The following is a 21056-nucleotide window of genomic DNA, read 5'->3' on the forward strand; positions in this document are numbered from 1 at the left end:
AATGAATAGATTTAATACCAGTTTTTAGGTTATAAATTCTCTTTTTCTCTTGGTGCGCGTTCCCTTGCGACTGGCGTCGTCGCGGGGTCGCACCGCTTTGTCAAAGGGAAATTTCCTGCAAAATTTTTTTATTGCACTTATTATTCGTAACATTCTTTTTTCAAATTGGTATTATATCATGTCCGGATAATTAGCGATAGAACTCCGTTCCGCTCACGCGACCAAAAAACCTTATCCCCTTAAACTTTTCTTTCCCTTCTTCCTTCTTTCTTCTTTCTTCTTCCTTCTTCAAGATGATAATTTATCCACAAAATTTTGATGTTCTGCTGTAGCTAACCCCAGTTGTACAACTTCAATTACTTTAATTAATTTTCCTGTTAATAAAGCTGCTTTATCTAACCATAAACTAGGAAAAACTTCACTACAAATTATTCCCTCGGAATTAGGTTGAAGCTGAATATATTCCCCTTCTTTTAAGCTATACCAATCAATTTCTCCATCTTCGACGCGCCAAACCAAATATTCTTGAACTTGATTACGACGATAGATTTTCTTTTTTTCATGCACATCAATAGAAACAGTACTAGCAGCAATTTCTACTATTAATTCTGGCGCTCCTTCCACATAACCATCCTCACTAATAATTGACTGCCCATCATTTTCAATTCGTAGTAAAGCATCGGGTTGAGGTTCATTATCTCCATCCAAACGAACAGTAGAATTATCTCCAAGTTGTACTCCTGGTGTTGAAGCACGATAGAGTAATAGCCATCCCATAATTGAAGCATGGGGTTCGCCATGTTGGGTAATTCGTAAAGGAGATGCCATATAAACTATTCCCTCAATTAATTCTGCTTTTTTAACATTTGACTTAGTGTAACGATTTTCAAATTCAATTCGAGTTAAGCGATCGCCATTTTCTAGAGTAGGAATTGTTGATTTTAGTACTTTATTTTCTAATCCACTTGTCATAACTATTTGGCCTCAATATGTTAAATTTTGTTAGTACATATATAATATAAAATATTAGTTTTTGAGGTGTGTTGAATTGTCAAGGATAGGCAAAGTTGAGTTATTCATACTATTGTTAAATGTGGTGTAATTTGACTATCTAAATTAGAAGCGATCGCTAATTTTAATCATGCTTCTGTTTGAGCTTGGTTAATGCTTGCTTTGCTGGAAAAGTGCGTCCCTCTTGCACTGAATTTAAACCTGCCTGAATACCTTCTATTGCTTGTATGCGGTCTACTAATTCTAGTAATTTTTGGTATGACTCGGCTTGAGGTTCTATGGGTTCTTCCATCTGCCAAATTCTTCTCAAAGCTTTTAAAGCTTTTTCATTAGCAGGAGACACTGCTAAAACGCGAGTCCATAATTGTCTAGCTAATTCAATATTTTTCTCTACCTCGGCTTGATAAGCATCATTTTCTAGTGTGGCAATATCCTTCAATTTTGCCTGTTTGTCGAATAAAATCAAATGGTATTTAGTAGCAGGTTCAACTACAGTATAAGGAGTTTGCCGAGGTTTTTCAAACTGAAGATTAATATCAGGAACTCGATAAGACAAACGATTATCTAATCTTTCAACAGTAGCACAATTACCTTCACCTTGAATTCTTAAAGATTCTAATAAAGTATAGGTAAAAGAGCCTTGTTTTATGTTTTCATCCTCAATTTCATAAGACCTTTCATTAGGACTACAAGAAAAAAATGTAATTACACCTTTCTGCTTTTCCTTTCCTATACCTAAACCTTTTGAACTTTCCTGACTGCGACAAGCATCCAAAAATAAAATAACATTATCGGCTCCACATCGCCTCAATCTTTCTGTCACAAAATAAAGAGGAATAGCAGTATCTTCTACTCCATCTGGATGGGGGTCAGCATCAGTAGGCATTAAATAATCTCGGTCATTAAAACGCATTCCATGGCCGCTATAAAAGAACCAAAAATTATCACCTGCGGATAAAAATTCCTCGTCAAATCTTTCTCGTAAAAATCTTTTTAGCGTGCCATAAGTAGGTTGAGAATTAAAAGGTTTACCCGCATCATTAATTTGAGGAGAATTATCCGTAAATAAATAAACATTCTCTTTTTCAAAACCTGCCTCATTGAAAAAATAATTCCGCATTAATTCAGCATCTCTCTGAGCATACTGAAGATTTGGCATATTATCGTAATTATTAATCCCAATACAAATAGCGTAATTTCTTGCCATACTTTAAGATTCCTTGCGTACTAATTTTAATTTAATTGCACCTTTACTTCCTGCTTTTCCACCAATACCAAATAAAGTAACTTGACCTTCCCCATTAATTTCAACTGATAATTCTATTTCTTGTAATTTAACATTAGAAGATTCTCGATTTGTTTGGTCAAATACATATTCAATAACTTCAAGAAATTCAGACATTTCTCGTTTCAAATCTTCAGCTTTAACCTGAAATCTTTTTCTACTTGATTCGGGAGATTCTGCTGGCAAATCATCATAATCAGGTCCCGTATCTATTGAATTTTTTCCTCCAGAAGTTTCATCGGCAATAATCCAAATTTTCTTGTCTTTCATAATAATAATTAGTTCTGATTCTTAAAGTTTTGGTTATTTTTCAGTGGTTGCCCAGAGATAATCTCTATATTTTAACTTATTTTATTTTTAGATAAACTCTGGAGAGCTTACAAAGTTTTTTGAGACTGAATTTTGCCCCCCTAGCCCTCAATTTTGGGGGGGAAAAAGAGTCAATTTGCTTGCTCTAGTCCCCCAATTTTGGATGATTTAGGAGGCTGTGAAATTTGCCCCCCTAGCCCCCCAACTTTGGGGGGAACAAGAGTCAATTTGTTTCTCAAAGTCTCCCAGAATTGGGAGATTTAGGGGGCGAGCGATCTAGTAACTTTCAGAGGATATCTCAAAAGTTTTTTGAGACTGAAATTTGCCCCCTAGACCCCAACTTTGGGGGGAAAAGAGTCAATTTGCTTGCTCTAGTCCCCCAGAATTGGGGGATTTAGGGGGCGAGTGATATCGCAAATTTCTCAGGCAACCTCTCATACAAATTAGTTGGAAACTTTTGGTAGGAATTTTCCCCTAAACTTCCTTCAAAAATTTATTTGACTGATAACTGATAACTAAATTTTACCCCCCTAGCCACCCAAAATTGGGAGAAAAAAGAGTCTATTTGCTATCTTTAAGTCCCCCAGAATTGGGGGATGTAGGGGGCTATAAGTTTTGTCAATTTTTCCCTATTAAACTAACTCTATTCCACCACTTTTTCCTCCTCTTCATTCAAACTAATTTTTGTATCTTCATCAGACTTTTCCGCAGCTTTTGTCAATTCAAAAATTGGTGGTTCTAAATCAGGAATAGGTACTTCAAAACCAGGTGGTAAAGGCGGCAGTTGTGGTACACCAGAATCTAATTCTTTAGTCTGTTTCACCAACTCATTAATACTTATTTCCGGTACAGGTGGTATTTCGGTAATTTTCAACGCTGTCATCAAATTCGCCAAGGCAAACTGAATATGAGTATCTGGGTTTTTCGCAACCCACCCATCCTTTGTTAACTGTCGCATTTCAAAATGTAAGTGCGGACCTGTAGACATTCCCGTACTTCCAACGCGACCGATAACTTCACCTTGTTTGACAACTTCCCCTGGTTTCACAAAAATTTCTGATAAGTGACCGTAGAGAGTTTCCAATGATTTTTTCTGGTGGTCTAACACCACAGTTACACCATAACCTCCTAACCAGTCAGCGATCGCTACTTGACCTGCATAAGTTGCAACTACTGGGGTTCCTGTTGGCGCTCCTAAGTCTGTACCTGTGTGAAATTTCTTATAACCTAATATTGGATGTTGTCTCCAACCAAAAAATGAAGTGATGGGTGCGGGGATAGATAGAGGAAATATTAATCTAGTGTTACCATTTCCTGGTACTGCTGGGGGTCGCATGGTGCGGTTGTAATATGCTAAACCTGACTGAGTAATGGGGTGATCAAATAAACCCTGCACCTGAGCGGGTAAAACTGCAGCGACTTCTACTCCTTGTGATGACCCTGAGTAATGACTTGGAGTATAGGAAGTGCTGGCGTAATAACTGCTTTGACTGGAGGATGAACCAGAGTAGTAGCTACTTTGACTATAACTAGAAGTGTCTGAATAATAATTGTTGTTGGAGGAGTAATAGTTGCTTTTGGAGGATGAGTAATAGTTGTTATCGTAGGATGAGTCTTGATAGTTATTTTGAGAATAGTAACTTTGTTGAGTTTCCCCACTCCATGAATTGTTGGATGCTGTTTGAGCAGGAGCGCTCCAGTTATTAGTCTGAGCAGGGGCGCTCCAATTATTTGTTGCAGTTGTAGAACTCCAGTTATTAGTTTGAGCAGGGGCGCTCCAATTATTATTTTCGGCGACAGCACCCCAATTTTTATTATTTGTTGGATATTCGGCGACGTTATCTGTGGAACGTTCGGAGAAAACTACTGTACTTGGTGCTTCATAACTTTCTGTTGCACCAGTTTTGTATTCTGTATTATCTATATAAGCGTTAGTCGAACCGTCATAATAATAAAGTTTTTCAGGTTTTGGTAATGTTAGAGGTGGTAACTCCTGATATTTTTGTTGTTTTGATAGGTTGAGTCCTGTATTCGTCGGAGGTGCGACATACAAATTTTTCGGCAGATAAATACCACTGTCAGGTTCCGGTTCCGGTTCCGGTTCTGGTTGGGAATAATAATAAGGTTCCGGTTCGTAATAACTTGGTGCTGGTTGAGAATAATATGGTTCTGGTTCGTAATAACTTGGCGCTGGTTGAGAATAATAATATGGTTCTGGTTCGTAGTAGCTCGGTGCTGGTTGAGAATAATATGGTTCTGGTTCTGGTTCGTAATAGTATGGTTCCGAATAGTATGGTTCTGAATAACTTGGTGAAGCAGAATAATAAGGTTCTGGTTCGTAATATGGTTGTGAATAATAAGGTTCTGGTTCGTAATATGGTTCCGGTGTATATGAAGGTGCTGGTTCGTAGTAGGGTTCCGGTTCGTAATATGGTTCTGGTGAATAGGATGGTTCCGAATAGGATGTTTGGGGATAATAGTTATCTACTGGAGCAGGTTGATATGATGGCTCATAGTCATACACTTCTATTTCTAAAACTGCCTCCGCTAAAACTATACCTCTACTCAACATTCCTAGACTAGCTAGACAACAACCAAGCTGCATAAGAGACTTATGAGTTAGAAGTTTGGTCTGAATAATATTTTGGTTTTGCTTTTTAGTTGTTTCCTGTAATTCAGTTTTAGACTCTACTGACAGGTTTTGGTTCTCTGATACCATCATTTCCTCACACTATACTTATTACTTTGACAGGACTTACCCATGGACACTAAATCAATTGAGGGCGAATTAATTAGCCCCTACATATGGCGTTTTTAAAGTGAATTTGCGTAAGTCCTATTTGAATTGACAATTAATGCAGTTTAATAAAAATTAACTTTAACATTGAAGAAGGCATAAGACATAAGGTAGAAGACAGAAAGCAGAAGGGAAAATTGCTTATGGATAGTCAAAGACCGACTATGAGCGTGTCTTATAGGAGAAGGAAGAAAGAAGAAAGAATAAGGAAAAATCTGACGTTGTCTGAGTTTTAAGATTTTGATATATCCGCGTCCTTTACTTCGACTGCTATATTAATTTCCCTAGTAGAAAAATCTACTTGCTATATTTGACTTCAACTACAGCGCTTTTCATTTAACATTGAAGTAGACTACACAAAATTATTTTTGGTTAGGAAGTAGACAGTAGGAAAATGATTTAGCCGCTGTAGTCTATCTATATTGAAAAACCGCTATATGATTTTTTTCTGGTAATTAAATTGATTTGTTGCCCAAAAAAAATATTGCAGTTTCTTACTTTTTACCTTCTTATACCAAGGGTGAAAAAAGAATGCTTAACTTAGGTCACACTTAAATAATTAAGTCAGGACTTACGCACGGACACTAAATCCAGTGAAGAAGGCGAATGCCATTCGCCCCTACTCCCCCGCTCCCCCACTCCCCTACTCCCCTACTCCCCTACTCCCTACCTACTTCCGGGAAGTGGTTGGCCATAGCCCAGATTGATTGTACCGGGTTTTAGGAAAATTTCTGAGGAAGATATTTGAGGCTGAGTTAGCGGACTAGCTGAGTCTTGGTTAAACTTGACTCGTAATTCCCCATTAGTCGTTACTCCCACAATTGTGCCAATACGATCTTCTACTACTACTTGCTGCCCAATATTTATTAGTAGTTGCTGATAGGAAGGTAAGATACTTTCTATTCCTGACTCTAAAAGTTGTTTAATGCCAGAATCTAGTCCATGAAAGACTATAGCAGCTAACATTTCTAAAGAGAATATTTCCGATTTTGACTGTTTCCTATAATAGCTTTGTAAATTAATTCCTGTGTCTGGTACAGAATTAGCCCAATTAATTCCTACGCCAATTACTGCCTGAGAAATTTTTTTCTTGTGTATCCTGGTCTCTGTGAGGATGCCACCTAATTTTTTGTGTTCTAAAATTAAGTCGTTAGGCCACTTAATCTCAACTGGTACACCATAATTCCTCAAACTAGAGGCTATACCCCAAGCACTTGATAAAGTTAGCTGAGGAGTTTGGGATATAGAGATATTAGGAGTGATGGTATTGCTCTTGGCGATCGCTATTGACATATATAGGCCACCAACAGTTGACTGCCAATTTCTTCCCCATTGACCACGCCCTGCTGTTTGTTGACTGGCAATAACAATGCTTGATGGGTTTCCAGAGTCGATTAACTGCCAAAGAGTTTGATTTGTTGAGGGGAGGCTCAGAAAAATATGGAGATTAGCGAATGTTGAAGCGGTGAATTTATCTGAAACTCCTTGAATATTTGACAAGCTGTCTATAAATTTTTCTTTGTTAAATTCTGCTACTGACAATTTTCCTAATATTGGGTCAAAGTATAGATATCAACACTTTATAGCAGAAGGAACAAGGAAGAAGAAAGAAGGAAGAAGGAAAAGTCTTACTTTATCTGAGTTTTAAACTTTTGAACTGTCCTAACCTTTCTTTTCATTCTGTGAAGCACTCGAAGTTGGAGGTGTTACTTCTGCTTCTGTTGCGGATGCCGCAATAGTCATTTCATTCTTTGAAGCACTCGGTGTTGGTGGGTGAGTTCTACTTCTGTTGCGGATGTCGCAATAGTCATTTCATTCTTTGAAGCACTCGGTGTTGGTGGGTGAGTTCTACTTCTGTTGCGGATGCCGCAATAGTCAGTTCATTGTCTGAAGCACTCGGTGTTGGTGGGTGAGTTCTACTTCTGTTGCGGATGCCGCAATAGTCAGTTCATTGTCTGAAGCACTCGAAGTTGGGGGTGTGAGTTCTACTTCTGTTGCGGATGTCGCAATAGTCATTTCATTGTCTGAAGCACTCGGAGCTGATGACTCAATTATTAGTTCTACTTCTGTTGCGAATGTCGCAATAGTCATTTCATTGTCTGAAGCACTCGGGTTGGGGTGTGACTTCCGCAATAGTCATTTCATTCCGTGAAGCATCCAGGATTGATGATTTAATCCTTTTCTCTACTACTGTTACCGATGTAGCAATAGTCAAATTCATTCTGTGCAGCACTCTGGCTTTGAGTAAACTTCCAATCCTGTGCAGTAGAGCGAACAAAAATGTCAAAATAAACCAAGGCACTTATGCTGAGGTCAGGAGTAAGAATTTCCTTCTGCCTTCTGCCTTTCCTGATAACTGATAACTGATAACTGATAACTGAAATGACTGTAACTGACTCTGACTCACAACAATTAAATAGATACTATCAAATTTTGGGCGAGAATAATACCACTTGGCATTGGCAAAAATGGCAAGGATTATCTTACCTAACTTGTAGCCTCTTGGAAAATTGGCCTCATGGCTTTTTTACTCACCATTTCTGGCCTCGCACACCAGGAGAATTAGTAGAAGTATTCCCTTCTTCTGCTGAGGTATATCGTGTGAAACAAGTACATGGCAATACTGTACTAACAACAGGGAAAGCTACTCAGGTAGAGATGCCTAATTCTGATGTTGAAAAAACTTATGCTGAAGCTGATGGTTTAATAACTCAAACAACAAAACAAGCAGTTTGGGTTTGTAGTGCAGACTGTGTACCTGTTTTGATTGCTGACAAAACAACAGGACAAGTGGCAGCAGTTCATGCCGGATGGCGTGGCACGGCCGCTAAAATTGTTCCCGTAGCATTGGCAAGTTTTCAAGCTCAGGGTAGTCAATTATCCGATTTATTATTTGTTCTTGGCCCTGCTATTGCTGGAGAGGTTTATCAAGTTTCTGAAGATGTGGCAGCTGAAGTTGGGACGACTGTTGTTCCACAAATAGAGAGAGCAACTACTGAAGATATTTTGCATTCTCTGGAGCTTTTGCCTAATTCACCAGTTTTATCCGATCCTGAACCGGGAAAGGTGCGCTTGGATGTGCGTATAGTTAATGTTTTACAGTTGGAGCAATTGGGTATTGATCATTCACAGATGGCGATCGCTCCTTATTGTACTTATCAACAACCGGATTACTTTTTTTCTTATCGGCGTGAAAAACAGAAAAAAGTGCAGTGGTCTGGAATAGTTAGTGGGTTGAATTAGGGTTTGCTTATGGAAAGTCTTTTGGTAGGGGTAGGAGACAGAAGACAACCCACCCCCAACCCCTCCCAGGAGGGGAAGACAGGAGAAATGGAAATTATAGAGGAGGTAGTCGGGTATATTTGTCCCAAAATTTTTCTGCCATAATCATCCTAAAATACTATCTTTTTGACCTTTTTAGACCAAAAAAGGCAGCAAACCAATATCTGTCAGTGCTTTGATATTTAATTAGCAAGCCCGAATTAAGTCAAAAGTCTAAATTTACAAGCTAAAAGGCAGTCAAAATATATTAATCAAGTGGTAATTTCAATATTTGGTAGAAAATACTCTGGAGCTAAAATTACTTTTTTCTCTAAGCAATGTTAAATGCTTCCCTAATTGACATACTCCCCGGCGTAAACGCACGGTGATTCTCCTGGAACCAGGATTCTTGGTTTGCTGACGCAAGGCTACGCCAACAATGAGTCCACTTAAACTAAACACCTTACGGCATCTAGTCCAGAGATGGTTCTCACGCCTGCGCGTTCGCTCTATTGCCTCTTTCAGAGGAGCTGCGCTATCAAGAGCCTGTTGACCTATGCCCTACGGTACAGTTTAAACCTTAAAAAAAACTTTGGTTCTCTGGTACTTGTTGCTTAAAGCTTTTCCATACACAAGCATTCCTGTGCAAAACCCCCTAACTTTAGTTTTCAAGGTGCTAGTTTGCTACGATTAGTAGCTAGGTTTTTAGAGCGGTTAAATACCTTTGCCGCTTTTATAAGTATAACATAAAGTTGCCCTAAAAGGGCAAGGCTTTAAACCCAATTTTTCGGTAAAGTCGTATTTTTTGCCTCTCGACATCTTTTTTTGATTTTCCTTCTATTAATCTCAGGGTGTTAAAAGCTATTTTTGATAGTCAGTACTTATGTTAATTTATGAGATTATTCGGTAATTTGTGTAGAAATGTTTGTATATTTAACTGAGCATATTTCTGGAAAACTAGATAAGATTAAAATACTAGAAACTTTGTCATAGTTTAAAAAATTATTAATAAATTCCAATGAGCGATTTAAGTCATTATCAACAACTTGGTCTCACTGAAGATGCTTCTTTTGATGAAATTCAAGCAGCAAAGGAACGTTTGAAGCAGCAGCATAGTGGCGATCAAAAGGTTATAGAAAATATTGAAGCTGCTTATGATTCGATTTTGATGGACCGTTTACGGTTGCGTCAGGAAGGAAAGATTAAGGTTCCTGAGCGTATTCGGTTTCCTGAGAAGCAAACAAAGAAGGTCTCTGATAGTTTTACTCCTGGGTTGACTGAAAAAGGGCCAGTTTGGCTACAAAGGTTAATTGATACTCCTAGTCAGGCTGATATTTTGTGGCCTACTGGTATATATGTGGTTTTAGGTGCTATTAGTATTTATTCTGGGGTTAGTCAACCGTCTATTTTGCAACTTACTTTGGCTTTAGGAGTTGGTGGTTGTCTTTATTTTCTTAATCGTAAAGAGAATAAGTTTGGTCGTGCTGTGTTGTTGACTGTTGGGGGTTTAATTCTTGGGTTGATTTTAGGTGGAATATTGAGTGCTTTAGCAACTGGTTTAACAACAGAAATATTTATTACTTTGGTAACGTTTTTGGTGTTATGGATGGTTAGTTGTTTTTTACGTTGATTAAGGTAAGGAAGAGGGAAGAAGGAAGAGGGAAGAAGGAAGAAATTTGAGGGGTTGCACGTTATGGAATGATAAGGAAGAAGGAAGAAGGAAAAAAAATTTGAGGGGTTGCACATTATGAAATGATATTGCCAAAAATTAGTTTAGATTATGACTAAAAAAAACTATTAATTAATCATTCTAGTACTAGCAATTCTCAAATCCAAAATTTAATTCAATCAAAAATCTAAAATCATTCGTCACTGTGCAATGCCCGGAATAGAGTTTAATTACAGTTTGATAGTAGAGTAATACTATCAGGACTTACGCAAATTAACCTTGAAAAAACTAGATGTAGGGGCGAATGGCATTGGCTAACGCCCTCACTCTATTTATTGTCCGTGGGTAAGTCCTGACTATGAAAAATAGAAGTCAAATTTTATGTCTAGAAGAGACTTTTGCCATTATAGAAGCTATCTATCTCATACCATTTTTATATGAGGTTGCATAGAATGATGAAATTCATTAGACCAATCTATCTCTATCTACGCCTATATCTAGTAAATTATGCTTGAAATATTATTCTATGCAGCTTCATTTCAATTTGGTATCAAGCAGTTATTTCTCTTGATTTCAATTACTCTCTTACCTGCTTCTCTTATTAATAATTGAGAGCTGATAGGTGAATAGTTACGCTATGATTATTTATGAATTGTCAAGAAAGGAAATTGCTAAGTCGGTTCTAAATTTACTCCATTAATATTTTTCTGAACAAATACATAATCTTTATCTAACCAGAGCGGAATAAAAGGAAATTGCTAAGTCGGTTCTAAATTTACTCCATTAATATTTTTCTGAACAAATACATAATCTTTATCTAACCAGAGCGGAATAAAAGGAGTCAGAAGTCAGGAGTTAGAACTAATTACTAAGAGCAGAGGTTTTAAATCTACTTAATTTATGAATTACTCAATGATTTATTCTGAATTTTAGCTCCTGTACCTTGCCAATATGTCTTCTGAACTCCCTTGAAAGTTATAACTCTAACTATCTACAAGATATCCCTTATATAATGTCTCTTTAAATAACCCCAATAAAAAATTTAGGGAGTAAGGAGTAAGTAGTAGGGAGTAGGAAACAAGAGGAAATTTGTTTCCTCCCCATGACAAACGGAAAAAATATTCTCTCTCAAGAGAATAAAATTTTTATTATGGCTAATTATTGCCCTGCTGATTAAATCTAAAAGCATTGACATATAAAGACTTTAGCATTTTGGGGCCTTTAAAAAGTGCCTGGTTTTAAGCTATTCATGCTCAAAAAGTTAGTATTTTAGGCACATAGTTGAGCCGAAAAATCATTCTTACAATTGTTACTCCTAACTCCTTGCTCCCAAGCCATTTCTCCCCTCCTGGGAGGGGGAGGGGCGAGGGGTGGGTTGTCTCCTGTTTCCTGTCTCCTACCCCTACTAAAAGACTTTCCATACGCAAACCCTAATTAATGAGACTTGATATTACTCAAATTCTTTTTCGAGCAAAAATCTAATTCACTAAATCATAGTATCTAATTCTCAATCTTTACTTCCTTGTCAATTCCAGTCAGAATTTCTATGATTTATTAATTGTCCAGAAAGGAAACTGCTGAGTAGGTTCTAAATTTACTCCATTAATATTTTTCTGAGCAAATACATAATCTTTATCTAACCACAATGGAATAAAAGGAACGTCTTCTCCTAATAAGTCTTGAATTTCTCTGAAAATATCTTGGCGCTTTTCTGGGTTTTGTTCTTGACGTTGTTGTTCTATTAATTGATTGATACGATCGCTATAATAAAATGAACCTTGAAATTGGCTAGCTCCTGCTTCGCAACCTGTTTCTTCTGAGCCTTTTGTACATTCTAAAAATGGTTGGATATAGTTATCAGCGTCAACAAAATCTCCGTACCAATCTAACATAAAGGTTTGATATAGTCCTTTATCTAAATTTTTAAAGGCGGTCGCTGCTTCTACACTATTTAATTCTAATTCCATTAAACCGTCTATTTTTTCTTCTACAGATGCTTTAAGTGTACTAGCGACTAATTGTCTTTTTGTCGAATTAGAAGCATACCAAATTTCTATTTTTGCTGGATTATCTTGAGAATGTCCTGCCTGTTTTAATAACTCTTTAGCTTTGTCAAAGTTTCCATCTCCATAATTTTCTTGAAATACTGGTTTATAACCTTCAAATTTATTGGGAATTAGACTATAAATAGGTTCAGCTTGCTCTCGTAAAACTCGTTTATTTAACAAATTCCTGTCAACAATAGCTGCTAATGCTTGTCTCACTGCTTTGTTATCTAATGGTGCTGAATTAATATTTAAAACTATATAATTAACTGTCTTGCCATCTGTAGAAATTACTTGCCAACCTTGACGTTCTGATTCTTGTTCTAAATTAGAAATTTGGTCAGTATCAAGAGATAAATAAGCTACATCAATAGCACCTGTTTTAAAGGCATTAAATAAATTAGCTGAACTAGAAAATATTTGAATGTCAACTCCTTGATTTTGTGGTTTTTCTCCCCAATAATTTTCAAATATATCTAATCGTAAAACATCAGTTCCGTACTCAGCTAATTTGTATGGTCCGGTACCAATAAATGTATCGGGTTTAAATTTATTTTCATCTGTTGTATATGCTTGAGGTGAAACAGCACAAAGACCAGAAAATGCTAGTAGAGGGGTAAAAGCAGCAAAGGGTTTTTTTAACTTTATTGTTAACTGATATTCTCCCGTAGTTTCTACTGACTCTACTGTATTTGCTAATAAAGAAGAAGGTGGACCTTCATTTTCAATAAAACGTTTTAAAGAAAAGGCCATTGCTTCGCTATTGAAGGGAGTACCGTCATGAAATGTTACCCCCTGACGAATAGGAATTGTATATGTTGTGCCATCTTCACTAATTTTTGGCATTTCTGTAGCTAGTTGAGGGACAAGTTCCGTTGTTCCTAACTTGTAACCATAGAGGCGATCGCCTAAGTTATAGAGTAAGTTACCAGATATTACTTCGTAAGCATCTGCCGGGTCTACAGTACGAGGTTTAAGAGTTGTACCAATTGTAATACGATTTGTTTTGATTTCTGTAGTAGAGGTGTTATTAGGATTATTCTGTGGTTGACTACAACTAATAACTAGGAAACAGCAAAGACAAAACAAACTAATAAATTGAATAATTAGCTGTCGGGAACGGTTGACAGAACTAAATAATTGATGTTTAAACAATTTAACTATTTACCTCACTAATAATAGAGCTTCTTATTTTTTCTGAGATAAATTCTACCAAGATTTTAGTTCCTCAGAAAGTTATTTAAAATATTAGACATCTCCGGAAAAGAGGGAGTAGGTAGGGACGTTGCATGCAACGTCCCTACAGAGTAGGGGAAAATAATTGATAATTTCTGTACAATAATTGATTGAATTTTTGATTATTGGAGATGTCTATTGCTTCTAAATTATGACTTGTTTAGTGCAAGCTCAAAATATTAAAAAGCTTTTCCTAACGGAATGCTCCGCAAACAGTAATTCAGCAGCCATAATTTAGCTGAAACTGAGATAAATGCAATTTCAAAGGGTATTTCAACCCTTCTTAAATTGTCTTGCTTGTAGAATTAGAATATTTCAACCCAAGCTGATAGCTAGTTCAACAATTAATAATTAATAATTAATAATATAGGGTTTGCTGAAAAAGTTTTTTAGTAGGGGTAGGAGGCAGGAGACAGAAATTTGTGATAATTTGATTATTTGCTTATATTTATATACCCTAAAATTCTAAAATATTTCACAACTGAATTAAGATAGCTCTATTTATCAATGAACAGCATATAGCAATCTTAAATGATTTGTGAGAATTTTGATAATAGTTAAGATTGACGAAAAACCTTAAAAATTATGACTCCTGAGGACTGAATCCTAACTACCACATAAATATTACAATTGAAACAGGATTGCTATAGTTTTGCTGATGTTAATTCTTATCTAATGTAGAAAAAAATTAAGAATTATCACAGACTATGGATAAGTTTAGAGGTTCATGTTTAAAATTACGATACCATATATAGCATTTTCATTTGAGATGTCAAACAATAGTTGATTATTTACTAACAGTGAAAAGTCTGGCAGACATTCTTAATTTTTGCCTCTTAACCTTTTACCTTTTGCCTAAAAGCGACCATGTTTTTTGGCGCAACTCAAATGAAATTACTATAGTTTTTACTGGTAAATTCTATGTGTGATTCTCAAAATATCAATAAAGATTTGAGTGTAGAAGAAGTTTATACTTGTCCTGTCTGTTATCATGGCCAGATATCAGCAATGATTTTAATGGATGCTTTTGCTTGTAACTTCTGTAACCATATTTTTACTGCCGATCTGGTAAAGCAATCATTGAAAATAGCAGATAGTTCTTCTAATTTAAGTTGGCGGTGGAATGGTAGAAATTGGAAAGTCGATCATCCTAACGTAGAATTGAACTGGATAATTAAGTTATTAGCAGTTGCATTTGTAATATTACCAACAACATTAATAGGATTAACGGCTTACTTTTACCCCCCAATATCTGGTACTCCTTTGTGTTGGTTACCGAGAGTTTGGACTGTTTTAACTTTTCTATTTCATTTGCTAATTATCGTTAATATTTTCATTGATTATTATCAGTTTCCAGTCAGGTTATATTTAAAAGCAGTAGGACGGTATTTATGGTTTAGAATTTCGCCACAAAATTCTTCTACATAAATTTCAAGATGCTCAATTACCAAATCAGACACAATTAATGAGTAAGATATGAAGATCTGGAATTTCCAGATGAGTTATGAAACTGGATTATCATTTTTTACCATAGTAAAAAATCTGTAAAATTTTGCACTTTTCCCTGTTCCCTAAAGTCTTAAATTATCTTTTTATACCATTTTGAAAAAAGAATGTGTTGGAATAATAAGTGTGATTAAAAGAAATGTGCAGAATATGTCTTATTTGACAAAAAAGAGAATTTCCGACCTAAAAACTGGTATTGAAGCCATTCCCGTGTGACTCGGTCCTCCTGAGTTCCCCTCCTGGGATTGGGTTAGGGGTGGGTTGACTCCTAATAAAGAGACTAATCATTTGTAGCAAATATTTATCAAATTGCTATTATACCACTTTGAAAAAAGAATTATACAAAAAGGTAGACTTTGATCGGAATATGGTTAAGAATATCTGCTCCAGTTCATTTTAGATATTTATATCTATTGTTTTTCCCTTTTTTTCAATATTTATCCCCTCTTACTTTTTACTTCTTCCTTCTTTCTTGCTTCTACAATTTGTAGCAAAAATTTATCAAATTGCTATTACATCTTACGAGATGTAAATAAATAGTATATCAGGCTTCATACTAGATTTAAAGACATGATATTAACCAGCTTTTAAATCTTTAGAGGGGAAAATCCAAAAAGGCGATCGTTAAATTTGAATTGCTATAGTAAAGAATGGGTTGGTTATACCAATTCTCCATGAAGTTGCGCTAAATAAAAGATAACAGCTATTAGTAAAATTCAGGTTTTGGTAAGAATTATTAAGCGCATTGTTACAGAGAAATGGTATTAGGATATAGACTGATAATAAACCTTAGACAGGGAAATATTTTTCCCACTGTTCCCTGTTCCCTGCTATACAAATTATCTTATATTATGTCCGGATAAGAGTGTGATAAAAAAAACTTTCTCCTTTTATTCCGATTTTTTTCTTGCTTCTTGCTTCTTGCTTCTTGCTTCTTGATTCTTTCTTCCCTCCTGAGGACTGAGGACTGACTCCTCGGTCGTTTATTTATAACTATTCAACCTGACATTATATTAGCCAAAGATAGCATTAATAAAAACATCAGTTAAATTCATTTTTTCCAAGTCTTCAATAGTCACAGTATTGCAAATATCAAACCTGGCACCTATTGTTTGTAATTCATTATCTAATAATTGAAAAAACTGTGTTACTTCAGGCTTATTTCCTACCTGAATAAGTGAAATACCCAATTCTTCATCTTGTTGCAAATTATTAGCAGCAAAAATTATAATATCCTTGACTCTATCGGGATCTTCTATCTCACCTGCTGTAACAACTAAGATAGTTTCCCCATTTGGCTTTGCTGTCTTCAATGCACGTCGTTCAAAATAATTATCAATAGCATCCTTAAGAGCATCTGCTAAATTAGTTTTACCCGAAGGTTGATTTTCCAGAAAGATATGAACTAAGTCAGTGGATGTCACCTGGTCATATCGTTTAAAATAGTCTGAGAATAGGTAAACTGTTAGTCCATCTAAATCTAGCTTCTCACATTCAGTTGCTAATTTTATTACCGAGTCTTGCATTAACTCCCAAGGACTTTTGCCTATGACAGACTCAGATAGATACATACCTTTGCTTTGATCAATGATTAAGGTGTAATCACGCTGTTGTATAGCAGCACCACCTTCAAGTAACGGGTCCATAATATTGGTCTCCATTATCTTCTCTTACTAAATTGTTAATAGCACCAAAATTTGTTTGTGCTTACTTAATTTTCTACTGCTAAGGAAAATGTTTTTATCCATCCGTAGAAACTTTTAAGTTATGATGAGATTATAGTTAGAATTTTGATTTGTCAGTAAAAATTTAGAATTTCACTAACTCAACATTGTATCATCTTGTTGGTAGTTGCAGATATTTTCAATTAAGCAGAAAATTGAGATAAAAGCAAACTTTCATTAATATAAGCTCTTGAAAAATGTCTCTTCTCCGGAAAAACACCAAATTAAATTGAAATAAAGTAATAGTGGTTTTTAGGGCTTTTATGACGAATTATTACGGAACTAACTGACTTTTTTGTAAGTCTATTTTAGTAAAATACTGTCAATTTGTATGATCTGTTACTAATCAGATAAAATGGTACAAACTAAGTTCATTTTAGTTATGAGAGATTAATTACAGATAGACAAATTAAGTTTAGTATTAGCTAAACTTTAAAATCATGCTGTTATCTATAACCAAGTAGTAGAATCAAATTAAAACTTACACTTTTATTTAATCCTATAGTTCTAGTCATAGTTCTAAAGTGACTGATTTCCCAACTAATAATCACAAGTAAATCTAGCCATAAGAAATGCGTATTAACCATGAAATCAAACTCTAAAAATTATAAACCAAATCCAAATGAGCGAGTTGATAAGAAATCACCCCATCCTTTTTTACTAGCATTAATTTTGACTGGAATATTAGCTGCTGAAGCATATCCCAATCTTACTGAAACAGCAATTGCTGCTGTAAAAGTGCTTCAATCTCAACAATTAGAAACAAACAGCAAAATTAATTCTACAGCTAATAAATTTGCTAACCTGATTGAGTCTGCAACAGATATTAAAATTGACGACCACACAGAAATATCTCAACCCTTTTTTCTAAAAAATAAATCTATCAATCAGATACTTGCTGTGAGCGAACCTTCCATTAATCAAAATTTTGATGACCTAAAAAAAATCAGTAAACCCACTCTAGATAAAGTGGAAAAAATTGCCGATTATGATGAAATAATACCTAATAATATAGTTGATGCTGTTCGCGAAGATTTAAGTAATCAAACAGGTATTTTGCCTGAAAATATCAATGTCACTCAAGTCAGTCAAGAAACTTGGCCTAATACTTGTTTGGGACTTGCAAATAGTAATGAACTTTGTGGGCAAAGATTAGTAGAAGGTTGGTATATTATCTTATCTGATGGTAATTATACCTGGGCTTATCGTACAGATAATCAGGGTAAATTGATCAGAGTAGAAGCAAAAAATCAAATATAGTTCTCATAAGTCACCTATTAATTACCAAGTACTTTCAAAAGGAGAAATGAAGATGCCATTAATAGATTGTGTTATCTCAAGTATCATTAATTGAGACGTAATAAAAATGATATTCCCAATTATCTTGTATCTTGAGAATCTATCAAATTGCCCCCTATTCTCTACTCCCTACTCCCTACTCCCGAATCAATGTTATTTGTGGGTATTTAAGCTGAATAAAGTCTTTTTGCCGAGACAGGAGACAGGATAAATGAGACAGGAGACAGGATAAATGGCTCGGGAGCGAGGAGGTAGGAGTAACAATTGTAAGAATGATTTTTCTGCCCAACTATGAGCCTAAAATACTAGCTTTTTGAGCAAAATCAACTGAAACAGGGGCACTGCAATTCGACCATAAAAATGCTCAAACCTTTATATATAAATACTTTTATAATTAATCAGCAAGCCCTATGTAGAAAAACCAAAGGATCTAACAACTATCACAAAGCCAGGCTGAAAGTAGCCAGGATACACGCAAAAATTAAAGATTCAAGGCTTGACTATACTCACAAACTGACAACCCAACTAATAGACATCTCCAAAAATTCTCAAGCACTTACTGTAACTATCTTTTAGGGAGCGATCGCCAGAACCTCCAGATCATCATTTTTTACGGGCTTTATAGTATTACAAATAGTTATTGTTAATTATTCACCATTTTTATCTAATTTTTCATTGCTTTTTGTTAGCTCTAAATTGATGATTTATGTTAAGATTAACGCTCCTATTCTTAATCTTACTAAACCACATATTGTTAAAATTACTTTTTCATAATTAAATTCTTTTAATCTGAATCTTTCTCGTGCCACTCTCAAGATTTTTATCAGTCTTATTACGTGTTCTACAAATATTCTTTTTTGAGCTTTTTGTTGATTCTCTTTCTTGACTTCTTCTGGCATTTCAAGATTAGAGAGTGGGATTGTCCAGAGTGTGCAGCTCACCATGACCGTGATGTTAACGCTTCAATAAATATTTTGGCTGCTGGGCTAGCAGTGTCAGCGCCAGTCGCTCATGGGGGAAACCCCCAAGACCGCGCTGGCTTGTCTGTGGAGCGCGCTTTTAGATCAGAAGGGAGTAAATCCCGGAAGGCAGGTGCTACGTTAGCGCAGCTCCTCTGTCAAGAGGCAGCAGAAAACCCCTACCAGTGATGGAGCGGGAATCCTGCGCTTTCACGCAAGTGCAGCGTCGGGAGGATGTCAATGGTATTCGTTTGGTATACTGTGAACTACCCCAACTTACTCGGCTATCGCTTCGTTGAAGTTGGGGCTTCTGAACTCACAGGGGAATGCCTCAAGACAGACTTACGCCCACCTTTTGGTCTTACTCCCCCTCCTTCCCTACGGGACGCTGCGCGAAAAGCAGCAATCCTGGTTCCCAAGACCGATAATTCTCTAATGCCTTCTGCTCTAATATTTTTTGCTGCGTTGGAGTCCCTATCGTGGTGAGTGCTACAACTCGGACAAGTCCACTCTCTCAAATCTAATGGCATTTCTGACATTTGATAGAGGCAATTAGAACAAGTTTTAGAGCTAGGAAACCATCTGTCAATCTCAACTAATAAACCACCTTTTTGTTGTAGTTTATAGTCAAGGAAGTTGACAAACATTCCCCATCCGACATCAGAGATAGCTTTAGCTAAGTTGTGATTACGTTTGCGCAGCATGAGCTAGGAAACCATACCCTTGACATTCAGATTCTCAACGACTACTACTTGATTATTGTCAACAATTTTTCTTGATAATTGATGTAGAAAGTCCTGACGGGCATTACTAATACGTTCGTGAACTCTAGCTACTAGCTTCCGTGCTTTTTCTCTTGAGTTACTTCCTTTTTTCTTACGGGCTAACTTCGCCTGTTTTCTGGCTAAGTTTTTTTCATGTTTTTTAAGATGTTTGGGGTTGGCATACTTAGATGTTTTCTCCCCATCATGTGTAATACAAAAGTCTTTTAAGCCAAGATCAATCCCTGTCACCTTCCCTTTTGTCACTACTTCAAGAGTCTGTTGGTCAGTGTCAAATAACAATGAAGCATAATATTTCCCTGCTGATGTTTTCGTAATGGTTACAGTTTTTAATTGGCCATCAAACAATCTATGAATAGAGGCTTTAATTACCCCCACTTGAGGTACTTTTACTTCCTTATCTACCACTAGGCAGTTTTGAGAGTATTGACATGATTGCTTACCATGATAGGACTTGAATTTAGGATATTTAGCTCTTCGATCAAAGAAGTTCTTGAAAGCTTTAGTTAAGTTCAGAGTGGTTGATTGCAAGGCTTGAGAATAGCATTCTTTTAGCTATGCGGTTTCTTCTGATTTCTTGAGTTTTGGCAGAACTTTATCTCAACGTTGGTTGAAGACCCGCGCTCTCCCGAAGGGGAGCGTCGGGATGTTTGCGCAGCATTCCGCAGGAAAAACCAATCAATTTTGAGGTTTTGTAAATAGTATGTTAGACTTAAAACTTGGCTGCTGGGCTAGCAGTGTCAGTCTGTGGAGCGACCGTAAGACCAAAAAGAGGCTCGACCTTGGAGGCTGGTGCATTGTTAGCGCAGCTCCTCTGCAAGAGGCAGCAGAAAGACCTAATCAGCGATGGTTAGGAATCCCGCGCTTTCACGCAAGTGCAGCGTCGGGAGGATGTCAATGAGGGCAACTTGACTTAACCATTTACCTGTTTCCTTGTTAAGTTTCATTGCACAGATTTAGAGCATAGTTCCACCACCAACGAACGCACCCCATAACTTGACTGAGTTTGTGGGATTGCTCAGAAGTTGGGTAGATTCTAACTTTGATGGCTCTATACAAGGGTTTCAGGGAAACTAAGGTTGACTATAAAATAATTATAGCACAAGACTAAGACAGATACAGGAGGCTTCGCCGTTTATTTGCTGGTCGGGCATTCATCCCTAACCTGTAGAG

Annotated in this window: 17 protein-coding genes and 1 pseudogene; 6 read left to right on the top strand and 12 right to left on the bottom strand. The window is 36.3% G+C overall.

What is annotated here, in order from left to right; genetic code table 11:
* Positions 1–288 precede the first annotated feature (288 nt).
* The 6 genes from F6K15_RS02335 to F6K15_RS02360 all read right to left on the bottom strand — a co-directional run bounded on the left by F6K15_RS02335 (position 289) and on the right by F6K15_RS02360 (position 7493).
* Positions 289–972, bottom strand: a complete 684-nt coding sequence (locus F6K15_RS02335) for a Uma2 family endonuclease (RefSeq protein WP_293056581.1) — start codon at positions 970–972, stop codon at positions 289–291.
* A gap of 163 nt (positions 973–1135) precedes the next feature.
* A complete protein-coding gene (locus F6K15_RS02340; protein ID WP_293056583.1) occupies positions 1136–2218 on the bottom strand; it encodes a caspase family protein in 1083 nt (360 codons plus the stop codon).
* A gap of 3 nt (positions 2219–2221) precedes the next feature.
* Positions 2222–2566 carry a hypothetical protein gene (locus F6K15_RS02345; RefSeq protein ID WP_293056585.1) on the bottom strand — a complete coding sequence of 115 codons (345 nt, stop codon included), beginning with the start codon at positions 2564–2566 and terminating at the stop codon, positions 2222–2224.
* 682 nt (positions 2567–3248) lie between these two features.
* A complete protein-coding gene (locus F6K15_RS02350) occupies positions 3249–5327 on the bottom strand; it encodes a peptidoglycan DD-metalloendopeptidase family protein (protein ID WP_293056587.1) in 2079 nt (692 codons plus the stop codon).
* Positions 5328–6068: 741 nt separating this feature from the next.
* A complete protein-coding gene (locus F6K15_RS02355; protein WP_293056590.1) occupies positions 6069–6944 on the bottom strand; it encodes a biotin--[acetyl-CoA-carboxylase] ligase in 876 nt (291 codons plus the stop codon).
* A gap of 333 nt (positions 6945–7277) precedes the next feature.
* Complete coding sequence (locus tag F6K15_RS02360) at positions 7278–7493, bottom strand: hypothetical protein (RefSeq protein WP_293056592.1); 216 nt, start codon at positions 7491–7493, stop codon at positions 7278–7280.
* A gap of 291 nt (positions 7494–7784) precedes the next feature.
* Between F6K15_RS02360 and pgeF the strand changes: the two genes are divergently transcribed.
* Positions 7785–8645, top strand: coding sequence for a peptidoglycan editing factor PgeF (pgeF, locus tag F6K15_RS02365; protein WP_293056595.1), 861 nt, complete (start codon positions 7785–7787; stop codon positions 8643–8645).
* Positions 8646–9681: 1036 nt separating this feature from the next.
* Positions 9682–10293 (top strand): CPP1-like family protein, encoded by a 612-nt coding sequence (locus F6K15_RS02370; protein ID WP_293056597.1) that lies wholly within the window; start codon positions 9682–9684, stop codon positions 10291–10293.
* A 1583-nt stretch (positions 10294–11876) separates the two neighbouring features.
* Here the strand turns inward: F6K15_RS02370 and F6K15_RS02375 are convergent.
* Positions 11877–13532, bottom strand: a complete 1656-nt coding sequence (locus F6K15_RS02375) for an ABC transporter substrate-binding protein (protein WP_293056599.1) — start codon at positions 13530–13532, stop codon at positions 11877–11879.
* A gap of 1002 nt (positions 13533–14534) precedes the next feature.
* On the opposite strand from F6K15_RS02375, the gene F6K15_RS02380 reads away from it, so the two are divergent.
* Complete coding sequence (locus F6K15_RS02380; protein ID WP_293056601.1) at positions 14535–15041, top strand: hypothetical protein; 507 nt, start codon at positions 14535–14537, stop codon at positions 15039–15041.
* Positions 15042–16132: 1091 nt separating this feature from the next.
* Here F6K15_RS02380 and F6K15_RS02385 read toward each other — a convergent pair.
* A complete protein-coding gene (locus tag F6K15_RS02385) occupies positions 16133–16780 on the bottom strand; it encodes a VWA domain-containing protein (protein WP_293056603.1) in 648 nt (215 codons plus the stop codon).
* Between the two features lie 648 nt (positions 16781–17428).
* Here F6K15_RS02385 and F6K15_RS02390 point away from each other — a divergent pair.
* Positions 17429–18103: a hypothetical protein gene (locus F6K15_RS02390; protein WP_293056605.1), complete on the top strand. Its 675-nt coding sequence runs from the start codon at positions 17429–17431 to the stop codon at positions 18101–18103.
* Positions 18104–18502: 399 nt separating this feature from the next.
* Complete coding sequence (locus F6K15_RS38985; RefSeq protein ID WP_375341036.1) at positions 18503–18718, top strand: transposase; 216 nt, start codon at positions 18503–18505, stop codon at positions 18716–18718.
* Positions 18719–18846: 128 nt separating this feature from the next.
* On the opposite strand, the gene F6K15_RS02400 is transcribed toward F6K15_RS38985, so the two are convergent.
* The gene (locus tag F6K15_RS02400) at positions 18847–19041 is read right to left on the bottom strand and encodes a transposase family protein (protein WP_293056607.1); all 195 of its coding nucleotides are present in this window, start codon (positions 19039–19041) and stop codon (positions 18847–18849) included.
* Here F6K15_RS02400 and F6K15_RS38990 point away from each other — a divergent pair.
* A complete protein-coding gene (locus F6K15_RS38990) occupies positions 18979–19290 on the top strand; it encodes a zinc ribbon domain-containing protein (protein ID WP_375341037.1) in 312 nt (103 codons plus the stop codon). The two genes, F6K15_RS02400 and F6K15_RS38990, sit on opposite strands and share 63 nt — an antisense overlap.
* A 95-nt stretch (positions 19291–19385) precedes the next feature.
* On the opposite strand, the gene F6K15_RS38025 is transcribed toward F6K15_RS38990, so the two are convergent.
* The 3 genes and pseudogenes from F6K15_RS38025 to F6K15_RS38035 all read right to left on the bottom strand — a co-directional run bounded on the left by F6K15_RS38025 (position 19386) and on the right by F6K15_RS38035 (position 20942).
* Entirely contained in the window at positions 19386–19805 is a 420-nt protein-coding gene (locus F6K15_RS38025; RefSeq protein WP_363267129.1) for a zinc ribbon domain-containing protein, read from the bottom strand.
* A gap of 3 nt (positions 19806–19808) precedes the next feature.
* Positions 19809–20426: pseudogene (locus F6K15_RS38030) on the bottom strand (RNA-guided endonuclease InsQ/TnpB family protein); the annotation flags it as partial.
* A 393-nt stretch (positions 20427–20819) separates the two neighbouring features.
* The gene (locus F6K15_RS38035) at positions 20820–20942 is read right to left on the bottom strand and encodes a helix-turn-helix domain-containing protein (protein ID WP_363267132.1); all 123 of its coding nucleotides are present in this window, start codon (positions 20940–20942) and stop codon (positions 20820–20822) included.
* Between the last annotated feature and the right edge of the window lie 114 nt (positions 20943–21056).

Source organism: Okeania sp. SIO2B3 (genome assembly GCF_010672525.1).
Classification (GTDB): domain Bacteria; phylum Cyanobacteriota; class Cyanobacteriia; order Cyanobacteriales; family Microcoleaceae; genus Okeania.